The following is a 15129-nucleotide window of genomic DNA, read 5'->3' on the forward strand; positions in this document are numbered from 1 at the left end:
TTTATTAATACGCATAAAAAAACCAGCCAAGTTAACCTTAGCTGGTTTTGTGACTCAAAATAAATGAGTGTTTTAGCGACTAATTAGCAGCTGTAGTACATGTCAAATTCGACAGGGTGTACAGTTACGTTCAAACGTTGTACTTCTTCTTCTTTCAAAGCAATAAACGCTTCTAGCATGTCTTCAGTGAAGACATCACCTTTTAATAAGAAGTCATGATCGTCACGCAATGCTTGTAGTGCAACGTCTAAGCTCTCTGCAACCGTTGGGATTTGTGCTTCTTCTTCTGGTGGCAAGTCATACAAGTTTTTGTCCGCAGCTTCGCCTGGATGCATTTTGTTTTGGATACCGTCAAGGCCGGCCATCAACAATGCAGCAAATGCTAGGTATGGGTTAGCCGTTGGATCAGGGAAACGTGCTTCTACACGTACCGCTTTCGGACTGCTTACGTGTGGAATACGGATAGATGCTGAACGGTTAGATGCTGAATAAGCAAGTTTGATAGGCGCTTCATAATGTGGTACTAGGCGCTTATAGCTGTTCGTTGATGGGTTAGTAATCGCGTTCAACGCACGAGCATGCTTGATAATACCGCCAATGAAATACAATGCTGTTTCAGACAGACCAGCATACTCATCACCAGAGAATGTGTTTACACCGTCTTTTGAGATTGACATATGTACGTGCATACCTGAACCGTTATCACCAACGATTGGCTTAGGCATAAAGGTCGCTGTTTTGCCAAACTGATGCGCAACGTTATGAACAACATATTTCAATTGCTGAACTTCATCCGCTTTACGTACCATCGTGTTGAATGCAACACCGATTTCAGACTGGCAAGAAGCCACTTCATGGTGATGAACTTCAACCGAACCTTCACCAACGATTTCTTCTATGCGTTCACACATAACAGCACGCATGTCATGTGAGCTATCGATCGGTGGTACTGGGAAATAGCCGCCTTTCACACGTGGGCGATGCGCCATGTTGCCCCACTCGTAAGTCTCGTTAGTCGACCATGCTGCTTCTTCAGCCGTGATCTTATGACTAACGCCAGACATATCGACTGACCATTTAACATCGTCAAATACAAAGAATTCAGGCTCTGGACCGAAATAAGCAGTATCACCGATACCAGTAGACTTTAAATACTCTTCAGCGCGACGTGCGATAGAACGTGGGTCACGGTCATAACCTTGTAGCGTGGATGGCTCGATGATATCGCAAGTCACTACCACAGTCACCGCGTCAAAGAACGGGTCAACAAAAGCAGTTTCTGGATCAGGACGCAAGATCATATCTGACGCTTCGATACCTTTCCAACCAGCGATTGATGAGCCATCAAACATTTTGCCATCTTCCATGACATCTTCATCAACGGTATGCGCTGGGAAGCTGATGTGCTGCTCTTTGCCGCGTGTATCAGTAAAGCGAAAATCAACCCATTTAGCATTAGAGGATTGGATAAGATCTAATAGTTTATTCGACATGAATAGTCTCCGTTGTGTTGATCACGTAATTGCGATTTAAAATTATTAATATGATGTTCTTGTCCAAGAATGTCAGATGTGCTCTCAATACTAAAATAGCGCATTCGATATTATGCTTATTATCAGCACTATTTTGCGTATTAGTCAAGATGCTCATCTAAAGCGTTTACTCAATCAGACCAATATTTGTGCACATGGTCTAACATACGCCAATTCAATCCTAACGACATTCTAGCAATATACAACTCATAATGCTGAACTCTTCGGGCTCTTGTTAATAATTATTTTTAGACCAGTTTTTTGGTTTTAAAAATAATCATAACAACAATAATGCAAAGGCTATGCCAATGTATTGACACTCTGATAACAGATATAGTTATAGATAGATTTAATTATCAATATTTACAGTGATTTATACGATTAATATCGTTAGATATTAATTAATTCTCATCTAGTTCAGTTTTAGAATAGCACTTAATTAGAGCACCATTTGAGAACCAAAAGCACTTAATTGGTGCAAATACAAATATATTTATTATTGAAATGCTATTTTATAGTGCAATGCTAATAGTTGCATTCATAACATTACCCTTGATCAAACTATCCTCGTTATCGATACGATAATAAAAAATGTGTTTTTACTTGGTGCTTACTTAGATAGCCTATACCCTACATTTGATAGAAAACAAAATAGTGGTAAGATAACCGCGCGCAATAACCCCCTCTGTTATAGTCATAGCTGCTGATTTCCGGCAATCAAGTGACTCGATAACAGTGAGAACAAATTTCATGTTAAAAATATAATAAAACTGATAAGTTGAAGCCTTAATGATTTTGATGATCGATAATTACGATAGCTTTACGTACAATATCGTACAGTACTTCGGTGAGCTAAAGCAGGACATCACTGTCTGGCGTAATGATCAGGTCAGCATTGAGCAGATTAAAACCCTTGCACCTGATGTGATTGTGATTGGCCCAGGTCCGTGCGATCCTGACCGTGCAGGTATTTCGCTGCAAGCCATTGAGACATTTAAAGGAATTATTCCTATACTGGGTATTTGTTTGGGTCATCAAGCGATCGGTCAAGCCTTTGGCGGTCAAGTGGTCAAAGCTGGCGAAGTCATGCATGGCCGCTTATCCGCTATCTATCACAACGAGCAAGGTGTGTTTGCCAGATTACCTAACCCGTCACAGGTCACGCGTTATCATTCGCTCGTCATTGATAAGACAAGCTTGCCAGACTGCCTTGAACTTACCGCATGGACACAGAATGCTGATGGTAGTATTGAGGAAATCATGGGTATTCGCCATAAGGAGCTGGCTGTAGAAGGCGTCCAGTTCCATCCTGAGTCGATATTGAGCGAAGCAGGTTATCAATTGCTCAATAACTTTTTACAGACTCATGGCTTGGCTACTCTAACATCCGATGAGCTACCACAAGTTGGCTAGATTTGACTAAAAGCACCTTGGTAAAAAATGCTGCCTTCATAAGCCTATGCCAAATTTCACACAGATTCATATAAAAAATAATAGTAAGTGAGACCATAATGAGTACGACAAGAATAGAAGAAACGCATACGCCAGAGAGTATTGCAAAATTGTCTGATGAGCAAACACATCAACTGTTAACCACAGCTTTGGGTAGAATATTTCAACACATCGATTTAACTTTTGATGAGATGTATCAAGTGATGCTGATTATCATGCAAGGTAGATGTAGCGACGCTATGATGGGCGCTATCTTGACGGGACTACGTATGAAGGGCGAATCCATTGACGAGATTACTGCATCAGCCAGCGCCATGCGTGCACTAGCCGCCAATATTGAACCAAAGAACTGTGATTACTTGGTAGATATCGTTGGTACTGGCGGTGATGGTGCTAATCTGTTCAATGTCTCGACTGCATCGGCATTGGTTGTTGCGGCAGCTGGTGCACAAGTTGCTAAGCACGGCAATCGCGGCGTCTCAACCAAATCTGGTAGCTCAGACTTACTTGAGCAAGCAGGTATCAGTCTTGCGCTCACTCCAGAGCAAGCAAAAGACTGTATCGAAAACCAAGGTATCGGGTTTTTATTTGCACCCAATCATCACAGCGCCATGCGTTATGCCAACCCTGTACGCCGTGAATTAAAAGCACGTACCATCTTTAATATTTTGGGCCCATTGACCAACCCTGCTGGCACGCCAAACTTAGTCATCGGTGTATTTACCGCGCAGTTATGTGAGCCGATTGCTAAGGTGATGAAAAACTTAGGCGCACGTCATGTCATGGTAGTAGGCGCAAAAGATGGTCTTGATGAAATCAGTCTTGCGACTTCGACCACAGTCGCTGAGCTAAAAGATGGCGAGATATCAGTCTATGATATGATGCCAGAAGATGCGGGTATCGAGTCCCAAACTCTTATCGGCCTAGATGTCGACTCTCCAGCACAAAGTTTAGATCTGATTCGTGCTGCGCTATCTGGAGCCGACACTCATGACCGTGCCGTACTTAAAGCACGTGATATGATTGCGCTAAATGCAGGTGCCGCGATATACACTGCAGGACTTGCCAGCAACTACCCTAACGGTGTTAGCCGAGCACAAAAAATCATTCAAAATGGCGATGCTTTACTCAAACTTGAGTCTTTAGCCAACTATACCCAACAGCTAGTCGCTCAAGGTTAACTTATAAGCACTCATCTACTGTCTATAGTCAAAGAAATCTAAAACGGATACAAGGCAGCCAACCATAGATTGTACAAATCGTACATCTAAGGAGGACAACGTCGTAGCCATTTAGTAGTTATTAATAGTTTTCTGACTATATTTACATTTAACGATATTCGGATACCAGTATGACCACAACTCATTCAGACATACCATCAGTGCTACAGCGCATTGTCGCCACCAAAGTAGAAGAAGTAAAAGCCGCTCGCGAAGCATTGTCTCTAGAGGACTTGAAAGCACAGGTCGCAGCTGATGACAAACCGCGTCGAGGTTTTGCCGCGGCGCTACGTGCTGCTGGCACTAAAGAAAATGGTATCGGTATCATTGCTGAGATTAAAAAAGCCTCACCGTCTAAAGGCATTATCAATCATAACTTTACCCCTGCTCTATTTGCGCAGCAGTATGAGCAAGCAGGCGCTAGTTGTCTGTCTGTATTGACCGACCGTGATTACTTTCAAGGCGATGACAGCTACCTTATTCAAGCGGCTAATACATCAAGCCTACCGATATTACGTAAAGACTTTATGATTGATGTCTATCAAATCTATCAATCTTACCTAATGGGCGCTGACTGCATCCTACTCATTATGGCTTGCCTAGATGATGCCCAAGTACGAGAGCTACATGCACTCAGTATTGAGCTTGGTATGGACGTATTGATAGAAGTGCATACCAAATCTGAGCTTGAGCGTGCGCTACAGTTGCCACGTTCAGTACACAATATTTACGGTATCAATAATCGTGATTTAAATACCTTCGATGTTGACCTGCAAACCACGCTTGATCTTAAGAATATTTTAAACGACGCACTTGCTACTGATAGTGCTGAACAAAAACCACTTATCGTGACCGAGAGTGGCATTCATAGCAGTGATGATATTCGTCTTATGCTAAATAATGATATTCAGCACTTTTTGATCGGTGAGCAATTTATGAAAACTGATCATCCAGGGCAAGCGTTACAATCCTTACTTGCGGGCGTCGCAGCAGACGGGTAAAGTAACTCAATAATTTATGATTAAATATATGCTAATAGCTTGAACAATGTCTGCACTATAGACATAGTTCAATCAACCATTCATCAATCAACGATACGTTAACTTTTATGTCAAACTCTCTATTTTCAAAAGAAATGCAAGACCAGCTCAAAGAACTCAAAGGCCAGCTGAGCAAAGGCCGTGATACCAATTCACCTGAAGGTGAGAATCAAAAGCCAACTGAGCCGGTGTCGCTACCGACTCAAAAACAAGTAAAAAAGACAGTTAAGCAGCTAGATAGTGAACACATCGATGACGATAAAGTTCTGTTTATGCAAGCCATGCATGGTGTCAATCAGCTAGAAGACAAAAATGTTCGCTCACCTGCCAGCGCAGCTAGAGCAGGTAAACCTGATGCAGCGACACTATCAAAACGTGCTGCGGCTCAAGGTAGTGAAGCCAGTGATCTAGGCGCAGGCTTGTCAGATATGCAAGCACTATTGAACCCTGTCGCTGCTGAAGCTTATTTGTCTTATAAGCAACCAACACTGCAAAATAAAATCTTTGATCAGCTCAAAAAAGGCAAGCTGCGTTGGTATGATGCGGTAGATATCCATGGCTGTACGATAGAAGAAGCACGTGAAGCGATGACTCAACTATTGAGCCAAGCCAAGCAGAAAAACGAAACCATGGTAAAAATCGTCCATGGTAAAGGTAGCGAAGCGATTCTAAAAACCTGTATCAATGGCTGGTTACGTCAATTGCCAGAAGTACTGGCATTTTGTTCTGCTCCACCAAAAGATGGTGGTAACGGTGCTGTACTAGTACTACTTAAAAAACCTAAAGCAGATGGCGAATAGGTCTATTGTTAGTGATACGGTACTACATAAAAAGGACTGCTTATTTGCAGTCCTTTTTTTATCAATCACTTATGGTCTAGACGTAGACTATAACGATGTTTCCTTTAATGAATGCTCTCTTTCATGTACATTCCATTTAATCTGAGCTTCTCACCCTCTATTAGTATATTGACTGAAGCACCTTCTAATTAGCAAAGCGAAATCACTATGAATATACAGACTATTGAAAACATTAACGAACTAGAACAGCAGATTGCTGCGCTGATTGCCATTGAACCAAGGTTTGCTCCTGTCCATAAGCAGGTCGGTACACCTAACCTTAGGCATAATGCAGGTGGGTTTGAGCAGTTGATGAGAGCGATGGTCGGTCAGCAGTTATCAGTTGCCGCCGCTGCCAGCATTTGGAAACGGTTGGTTGATGCAGAATTAATCACTCCGCAAGCTATACGCGAGGCGACAGATGATACTTTGAAGACACAAGGATTGTCTAAGCAAAAAACTCGTTATGTGCGTTCATTAGTAGATCATGATATAGACTTTGCAGCCTTAGAAACCTTGCCAGACTCAGAAGCCATAACAACCTTGACAGCTGTGACAGGGATTGGACGTTGGACAGCTGAGATGTATTTACTATTTTCGCTAAAACGTACAGACATACTCGCTGTCGATGATTTGGCCATTAAAGTTGCAGCCATGGAGTTGTTAGGCTTAGCAGAGCGCCCAACACCCAAGCAGCTTAAAGATCTAACTCAGCACTGGTCACCTCATCGCAGTGCTGCCAGCCTATTGCTTTGGTCGTACTACGGCTCATTACGTGATAAAACCGCAGTACCTTTATAACTAATAGAGCAAAAAACATAGCTAGTGTTATTCACTACCATTCGTGAGCAAAAAGTCTCTTTTAAGGCTGGTTCCATATAGAAAAGCCAGATTTGTTTTTAGTGTGCTTAAACTTACTTTTTCTTAGCATATGACTTTTATGCTTTAGTGCCTTAAGCGCACCACTTCTGCTGACGGTCGCCATAGAGAATTTGTGGTGACTTGCAACATCATTTTTAGCCTTGTCACTATCTTTACGAATATCAACGCCATCGTCGTTGTAATCTTTCCTGTATACGCTTGTGTTTACTTCCTTGTTATCAGACACTTCATTATTAGCAGAGTTACTACTGTTGTCTGATTCATCTCCTTCTGCTGATTCATCAGTGCTACTTCCCACATGATGTTCAAGCTCCGTTTGATTAACAATCAACTGCTGAGTCGGCAATGCATGTTCTACTTTATATTTCGCGACTTTCTTTAATATATCGACAAACAAAGCGTTTTGTTTGTCATAGAACTCAATGATACCAATAGCATTCACATAAGCTTGCAACTGAATAACATAGCAGTCTTGGCGCAGCTCTAAAATATTGACCTGATTCCACTCCTGATTGGTCAAATCATGCTCTTTTATAAATTCATCCAAGTCATTAACCATTTTGAATATTACGTCAAGATCAGCGGTACGCTTAATATATAAGTAATGGAAAAAACGAAACATATCGCGAGAGGTAAAGTTTTCGATCTGCATCGATGAAAAATCACCGTTTGGTACCGTAACAATCGTCCGCGACAAGGTCCGTACGCGCGATGAGCGAATACCAATATCAATAACTGTGCCTTCGTAAGTACCGAATTTACAGTAGTCACCAATACGTACAGGTGAGTCTGCCACCACTACAACACTACCAACTAGGTTTTCGATCGTCTTTTGCGCACCAAGAGCTAACGCCAAACCACCCACACCCAGTGCGGCAATACCAGTGGTCAAATCAAAACCCAAATTGCCAAAAATAACAATCACTGCAAATATCAGTAATAGCGCTTTGACGACCTTACGAAGCAGTCCCAAAATTGAGACTCGCTCAGTATAGTTTTTCTTGTAGCTTAGATTTACCGCTCGAGTAAATATCGCATCGATCACTCGTAATAGTAGCCAAGTCAGCGCCAACCAAGAAGCAATATCCGTAAAGCGATTGACTGGCTCACGCAGGGTCACCGAAACCCCTGCATAAACCATAACCTCGGATAGTATCAATGCCATAATGACCACAGAAAGTGGCAATATTACCTTATTAGGTAACGGCAATGGCGTACCACGCAAATACGGATAAACAATTCTTAATAAATGGTATAGCAACCATACCGCGACATAAGTAAGTACAAAGCTAGTCACAATCATGGTGAGCGCGGCAACCAAATCAGCTAGCTGATAGCCGAAAAGCTTTTTACCATCTAAAGAATCAACCGTGTAGCGCGATACTAAGGTCGGCTCAGTATTTTCTATCACTTCTGGTACTGAGGTCAACGTATCGCTAGAGAACTGCCAATATTGCTCATTCTGTTTTGAGACCACTCTTTCTAGCAATAGCGGAACACTTCGCTCGCCGATATTAATCACACCGACATTTTCTTGGCTAGGTGGCAGTTGGTCAGTTAGATTACCCTCAGGTGAATTGCTAATCTGTAGATCCGGCTGAAAACGCCCTCCGGCATCCAGTGCTTGTTTAAACTGTCGCACAACGGTCGTTGGGTTATCGGACTTAGATAAGTTGAGATAATTACTTGCCAGCAGATAATCATTTTCGCCCAGAGCACTGATAAACCCTTGTACCGTATGACGCGGCGTATCTCTGCCAAATGAGTCAGGCAATGGCGTACTTACTGTCTCTCCACTACTGTCATTACCCACTCCAAGCGCACCAGCCTCCACAGCATAGGCAGTATTTGGCAAGGCAATGCTCAACAGCATAGTCAATAATAACATTGCGACTATAATTGGCATTTTAGTAATAGCAGAGAATAAATTAGGCAAAGGACTGGGAGTCAGATTATGCTTGATAGACAAAACAAACCTCTTAGTTTAAAAATGGCATGATAGATTGACAGGTGACGTCCATACTATAGTAACAATTATTTATAACAGCAGTACTTTTGATTACGCAATTTTGTAGCTAACTGTATTGGTATTTGATTTTTTACTCTATGTGCATTTCTAATAATAAGTATTTATTAAGACAGCTTTCTCTTATAAAACTAGGAAGATGCTCATAAAATATTTAGGTAAATTAATTTTTAATAGACTATTTAGCAAGCTAACCTGAATAACATTCAGCCTACCCTGAATAAAAATTAGGTTAAAGTAGTTTATAAAGCAAGTTAATTTGTAGATAATGAGCACAGTTTTGCTTATATACTGTTTTTTGTAACTTTTGACCCCTTTTACGTCATAATAGTTACCTCTCATTTCTGCATTTTTAACTTGATTACTTTGGAATCGACTATGTCTGTATCACGTGCATCTTCACGTACCTATCTTCGTTTAAGTATTTTGAGCGCGCTTGGCTTACTTGCAGTAAATACCGCAATGGCAGCCATTTCTGAAAACGCTTCCATCAATGATAGTAACCTACCACAAGTTGAGCTTGATGAAATTGTCGTGACAGCCACTCGCACACCTACTAAGACAAGTAATGTAATTGCGCAGACACGGGTGATCGATAAGGAAGAGCTACAACGTTATCAAGGTCAAACCGTTTTGGACGTACTCAAACGTCAACCAGGCGTCGCTTTTAAACAAAACGGTGGTCTTGGCGCTTCTTCAAACTTTTATATGCGCGGCTACGATAGCAAACAAATTCTCGTGTTAATTGATGGTATACGTTATAGCTCAGTCAGCGCTGGAGGCGCCGCGTTAAACTTGCTACCTGCTGATCAAATTGATCGAATTGAAGTTCTCTATGGAGCATCAGGTTCTAGCATCTACGGTGCGGATGCGATGGGCGGTGTCATTCAAGTATTCACTAAAGGCAGCAATATAGATCGAAGTAGCATGTCAGTTACCGCGGGTATCGGCTCAAACGATCATTACGTATATGGTGCAAGCGCACAACTTGCCAATACTAATGGTACTACATTAAGTCTTTCAGCCAGTCACAACGAAACAGATGGTATCAATGCGACCCGACCAGATCCCAGTAATCAAAACGACCCTTATAACAAAGACGCTGATGGTTTTGAGAGCGACAGTGTAAGCCTAGCAGTCAATCAGCGTTTTGGCGATACGTTACTGACAGGTGCTAGTATCTTGTATAGTAAATCCACTACTGAATATGACGACGGTATTTTTGAAGACGTTCATGCTGATCAAGAAAACGGCGCAGCGCAAGCTTATGTCGACTGGCAATATATGCCTGATGCCTCTGTTAAGCTCCAATATGGTCACTCTGTTGATAAAAGTGAGTCTTATGCTAAGTATCCGAACGTATTCGATGGTACTCAAGACCAGATTAGCTTAGTTGGTAAAAACAAGCTGCTAGCTGGTGAAGCTGTTTATGGTCTCGAATACCTCACTCAAGACTTAGACAGTACGGCTTACAGTATTGATGACCGTAATGTCAAAAGTGCCTTTGCTGGCTATGTCGTCGCCAATGACCGCTTTGATGCTCAAGCTAACCTACGCTACGATGATGACTCACGTTATGGTGATGAAACCACCTATAATTTGGGCGGTGCGATGCATCTTAGTCCTAATTTTCGTGTTGGTGCGAGCTATGCTAAAGGCTTCCGCGCACCTGTCTTTAATGATTTAAGCCCTGCATATGGTGGCGATCTTAACCTTAATCCTGAGACTAGCGACAACTATGAAGTATTTGCTCAGTACGATAGCACTCGGCACAGCACACGTCTGACAGGTTATCGCAGTGATGTGGATAATTTAATTGCTTACTCTAATTTCAAAGCAAAGAATATCAATAGCGCTAAGATTGAAGGCATATCATTAACCTCTGACTGGGAAATGAACGACTATCTGTTTGGCGGCAGCTATGACTACCAGAAGGCAGAAGACAGTAGTGGCGGAAGTGATGATGGCAACTCTCTTCCCTACCGTCCTGAACACAAGGGCTTGGTATATGTCGGATACCGTCTGCCAAGTTTAGATATACGCGCTGAATATCAGTATGTAGGGGACTATTACAGCAGAATTACCAATACTGACTCTCAATTTGTAGACAACTATGGATTGCTGAACATCAGTGGTAACTACAAACTTACTGATAATTTGTCTATGACTGCACGTCTAAATAACATCACTAACGAAGATTATATAACAGATATTGGCTATAATACTGACGGTATTAACTACTTTACCTCTCTAACCTACAACTGGTACTAATTTTGGCTGAGTAGTATCAAAAAACATTAAAACAAAAAAGGTCATCAGTCGATGGCCTTTTTTATGGCTATAGATTCCTGTTTGAGGTTTTGTTTGTCTAAGGCATCAGCTATTTATCTCAGTCAATAGGTGACAATCACTGATTCATCTATTACAATAACGACCTCCGAGAGGTGTTGCGCCATAATTATTGATAACTGCATTTGAGCTAAATTGCTTTGCAAACCATTTGTTATGTTAGGCTCGGTTAACTGTCGAGAGTCCATATTTTTGGTCGCTCACAGCGCAAACAACGGCACCTGCGTTTTTATTCTTTTTATCATTCGTTAACCACTGATAGGAGCATATTATGGACGCAGTGTCTACTACACCATCTGCCCATACGATCGATCCCTCTTTCACTGACTACAAAGTCGCTGACATCAGCCTTGCTGATTACGGCCGCCGTGAAATTACCCTTGCTGAAGCCGAAATGCCTGCCCTAATGGGTTTGCGTCGTCGCTACGAAGCAGACCAGCCGCTTAAAGGCGCGAAAATCGCTGGCTGTATCCACATGACCATTCAGACAGCCGTACTTATCGAGACACTAGTCGCGCTTGGTGCTGAAGTACGCTGGACATCATGTAATATCTTCTCAACTCAAGACCATGCTGCTGCTGCAATTGCTGCTGCTGGTATCTCTGTTTATGCTTGGAAAGGCGAAACAGAAGAAGAGTATGAATGGTGCCTACGTCAGCAAGTACATGTTGGCGGCGAAGCATCAGGCCAACTTTGGGATGCTAACTTAATCTTGGATGACGGCGGTGACTTAACTGCTTTGATTCACAGCGATTATGCAGAGCTGCTTGACAACATCCATGGTATCTCAGAAGAAACCACCACTGGCGTTCATCGCTTGGTTGAGATGCTTGGTAAAGGTGCACTTAAAGTACCAGCCATCAACGTCAACGATGCGGTTACCAAGTCTAAAAATGATAATAAATATGGCTGCCGTCATAGCTTAAACGATGCTATTAAACGCGCTACCGATATGTTCCTTGCTGGTCGCCGTGCTTTGGTTATCGGTTATGGCGATGTAGGTAAAGGCTCTACGCAAAGCTTACGCCAAGAAGGCATGATCGTACGTGTTTCAGAAGTTGACCCTATCTGTGCTATGCAGGCATGTATGGACGGCTTTGAAGTCTTATCACCATACATCGACGGTGATAACACGGGCGGCGCAGCCAGCATCAACAAGCGCTTGCTTGAAGACACTGACATGATCGTCACGACTACTGGTAACTACCATGTTTGTGATAGACATATGCTAGCAGCCCTTAAGCCTGGTGCTGTGGTATGTAACATCGGTCACTTTGACACCGAAATCGACACACAATTCATGCGTGACAACTGGCGCTGGGTTGAAATCAAGCCACAAGTACATCAAATCTTCCGCTCAGACGATGAGAACGATTATCTAATCTTGCTTGCTGAAGGTCGCCTAGTAAACCTAGGTAACGCAACTGGTCACCCATCACGCGTGATGGACGGCTCATTTGCCAACCAAGTATTGGCTCAAATGTATCTGTTCGAAGAAAAATTCGCTGACTTGCCAGCCGACCAACGTACTGACAACCTATACGTAAAAGTATTGCCTAAGAAGTTAGACGAAGAAGTGGCCGCTGCGATGGTTGCAGGCTTTAACGGTACGCTAACCAAGCTGACCCAAAAGCAAGCTGAGTATTTGGGTGTGCCAGTTGAAGGTCCATTCAAGCCTGATGCTTATAAATACTAAAAGGAGCCTGACTGTGAGTAAGCCTGCTTTCTCCTTTGAGTTCTTTCCTGCGAAGACCGAGCAAGGTCACGAAAAGCTTCTAAGTACTTATGATGAGCTTAATAAGTTGTCACCAGCTTATTTTTCGGTAACGTATGGTGCGGGCGGTTCAACCCGTAGCCGCACCTTAGATATCGTACAGGCACTAAGTGTACGTGGTACCACTGAAATCGCGCCGCACATGTCTTGTATTGGCGATGACAAAAGTGAAATCGCTGAATTGCTCGAGTATTATAAGACTTTAGGTATTAGACGCTTAGTAGCGCTACGCGGCGACTTGCCATCAGGTCAGGTGGGCATGGGTGAGCTACCATTTGCGGTAGATTTGGTAAAGTACATTCGTGAGCATTCAGGTGATCACTTCCATATCGAAGTGGCTTCCTACCCTGAGATGCACCCACAAGCGCGTAGCTTTGAGTTTGATATCGATAATCTGGTAAATAAATACCAAGCTGGTGCCAATGCGTCGATTACCCAGTTTTTCTACAACGCTGACAGCTATCTGTACTTGCGTGATAAGTTAGAGAAACGCGGTATTGATACAGTAGCTCAGCCTTTGGTCGCTGGTATCATGCCAATTACCAATTCAAGCAATCTCTTGCGTTTTGCTGATAGCTGTGGCGCTGATATTCCGCGCTATGTACGTAAGCAGTTGACGGATTTTGGCGATGATAGTAAGGCCATTCGTGAATTTGGCTTTGATGTGGTTTATCGCTTGTGTGAACGCTTGATTGCCGAGGGCGTCCCTGCCATGCATTTTTATAGCATGAACAAAGTTGAGCCAAACAAACGCTTGGTAGAAGCATTGGGATTGACTGCTTAAACTTGTAAGCATTCTAGAATACCCCTTAATCATTCCTGAATACACTATCAATGACTGGCGCTTCTAGGAGCGCCAGTTTTTTATTGTCAAAATTTTGACCAATCACCTTTTACAGTTTTATTCATACACTTTATCTTATTTGATTTTTAAAAATTTCTTCACTGTGTAATAATGCTGCTCTAAAAATAATTATCTTTATTAAGAAAAATTCTCATAAAACAAATGTCATTAATTGTCTCAAGTGATATTCTATAGATCTAATAATAACTATACTCAATCAAATAATAGGAATAAGACCACGTGCGACGTTTTTTTTATGCCGTTAACAACGACAATACTGATACCTCACCACTGCCTAAATTGGGTGAGTTACCGCTAGGTAGCAATGTCGAATTACCCGATAGTGTTGTCCATCACTGGTGCCGTGTACTACGAGCCAATATTGGTGATCAAGGGATTTTGTTCGATGGATTTGGCGGCGAATATAAAGTAGAGCTACAGGCAATCAGTAAAAAAAATGCCACTGCTACTTTGCTTACACATATAGACGACGATCGTACGCCGCCTACTATCACTCAGATTGGTTTGGTAATGAGCCGCGGTGAGCGTATGGATTATGCTATTCAAAAAGCAACTGAGCTTGGGGTAACTGCTATTCAGTTGCTCAGCAGCCACCATGGCGAAGTCACATTAAAACCTGCTCAAGTTGAAAAGAAACTGGCGCACTGGCAACAAGTAGCGATTGCAGCTTGTGAACAATGCGGTCTTAATCGTCCGCCCCTCATTCTTGCGCCACAATCTATCAACGAATGGCTAAGCAATACCAATTCTGATGCTAAGACTACTGAGGCTATGGCTACTGACGTTACAAAGACGCAAATGGCCGTCAGTTCTATCGTTTCTGTGCTTAGTCATGATCCTTACTACCAAGTATTAGCAAACGTTGCAGATCTGTGTATGCAGATGAGCGTACCAGCAGCAGGACAGCCTGCTATGCCTAACGCTTTACCCGATACTCTCAAACAACAGACTCCTTATATCAAACTGTTGATCGGGCCTGAAGGTGGTCTGAGTCAAGATGAATGTCAGCAAGCGGAGAGTGTTGGCTTTAAGCCTTGGCAAATCGGCACAAGAGTCTTGCGTACCGAGACTGCACCAGTGGTAGCGTTAGCTACTTTACATGCCTTAAGCACCTAGTAAAAACTGATAAGTATTAGTATGACTATCGTAG

General features: G+C 42.5%; 11 protein-coding genes. 9 read left to right on the forward strand and 2 right to left on the reverse strand.

The window, feature by feature from the left end; all coding sequences use genetic code 11:
• Positions 1-83: 83 nt before the first annotated feature.
• The gene (gene glnA, locus I3254_RS11495; RefSeq protein ID WP_057760355.1) at positions 84-1493 is read right to left on the reverse strand and encodes a type I glutamate--ammonia ligase; all 1410 of its coding nucleotides are present in this window, start codon (positions 1491-1493) and stop codon (positions 84-86) included.
• Positions 1494-2321: 828 nt separating this feature from the next.
• Here glnA and I3254_RS11500 point away from each other — a divergent pair.
• From I3254_RS11500 to I3254_RS11520, 5 genes are all read left to right on the forward strand, one after another.
• Complete coding sequence (locus I3254_RS11500; RefSeq protein WP_238052954.1) at positions 2322-2945, forward strand: aminodeoxychorismate/anthranilate synthase component II; 624 nt, start codon at positions 2322-2324, stop codon at positions 2943-2945.
• 98 nt (positions 2946-3043) lie between these two features.
• Positions 3044-4165, forward strand: a complete 1122-nt coding sequence (gene trpD / locus I3254_RS11505; RefSeq protein ID WP_238052955.1) for an anthranilate phosphoribosyltransferase — start codon at positions 3044-3046, stop codon at positions 4163-4165.
• 170 nt (positions 4166-4335) lie between these two features.
• On the forward strand, positions 4336-5205 hold the full coding sequence (gene trpC / locus I3254_RS11510; protein ID WP_238052956.1) for an indole-3-glycerol phosphate synthase TrpC: 870 nt from the start codon (positions 4336-4338) through the stop codon (positions 5203-5205).
• Between the two features lie 107 nt (positions 5206-5312).
• Entirely contained in the window at positions 5313-6044 is a 732-nt protein-coding gene (locus I3254_RS11515) for a Smr/MutS family protein (RefSeq protein ID WP_057760364.1), read from the forward strand.
• A 207-nt stretch (positions 6045-6251) separates the two neighbouring features.
• Positions 6252-6884, forward strand: a complete 633-nt coding sequence (locus tag I3254_RS11520; protein ID WP_238052957.1) for a DNA-3-methyladenine glycosylase 2 family protein — start codon at positions 6252-6254, stop codon at positions 6882-6884.
• Between the two features lie 61 nt (positions 6885-6945).
• Here I3254_RS11520 and I3254_RS11525 read toward each other — a convergent pair whose 3' ends face one another.
• Complete coding sequence (locus I3254_RS11525) at positions 6946-8934, reverse strand: mechanosensitive ion channel family protein (protein ID WP_238052958.1); 1989 nt, start codon at positions 8932-8934, stop codon at positions 6946-6948.
• A gap of 435 nt (positions 8935-9369) precedes the next feature.
• Between I3254_RS11525 and I3254_RS11530 the strand changes: the two genes are divergently transcribed.
• The 4 genes from I3254_RS11530 (at position 9370) to I3254_RS11545 (ending at position 15095) form a co-directional block, all read left to right on the forward strand.
• Entirely contained in the window at positions 9370-11262 is a 1893-nt protein-coding gene (locus I3254_RS11530) for a TonB-dependent receptor (protein ID WP_238052959.1), read from the forward strand.
• A gap of 349 nt (positions 11263-11611) precedes the next feature.
• Positions 11612-13036: an adenosylhomocysteinase gene (gene ahcY / locus I3254_RS11535; RefSeq protein ID WP_238052960.1), complete on the forward strand. Its 1425-nt coding sequence runs from the start codon at positions 11612-11614 to the stop codon at positions 13034-13036.
• Positions 13020-13898 (forward strand): methylenetetrahydrofolate reductase [NAD(P)H], encoded by an 879-nt coding sequence (metF, locus tag I3254_RS11540; protein ID WP_228707007.1) that lies wholly within the window; start codon positions 13020-13022, stop codon positions 13896-13898. Before ahcY ends, metF begins: the two co-directional genes overlap by 17 nt.
• A gap of 300 nt (positions 13899-14198) precedes the next feature.
• Positions 14199-15095, forward strand: coding sequence for a 16S rRNA (uracil(1498)-N(3))-methyltransferase (locus tag I3254_RS11545; protein ID WP_238052961.1), 897 nt, complete (start codon positions 14199-14201; stop codon positions 15093-15095).
• Positions 15096-15129: the final 34 nt, after the last annotated feature.

Origin of the sequence: Psychrobacter sp. Ps2 (assembly GCF_022129405.1) — a bacterium.
GTDB lineage: Bacteria > Pseudomonadota > Gammaproteobacteria > Pseudomonadales > Moraxellaceae > Psychrobacter.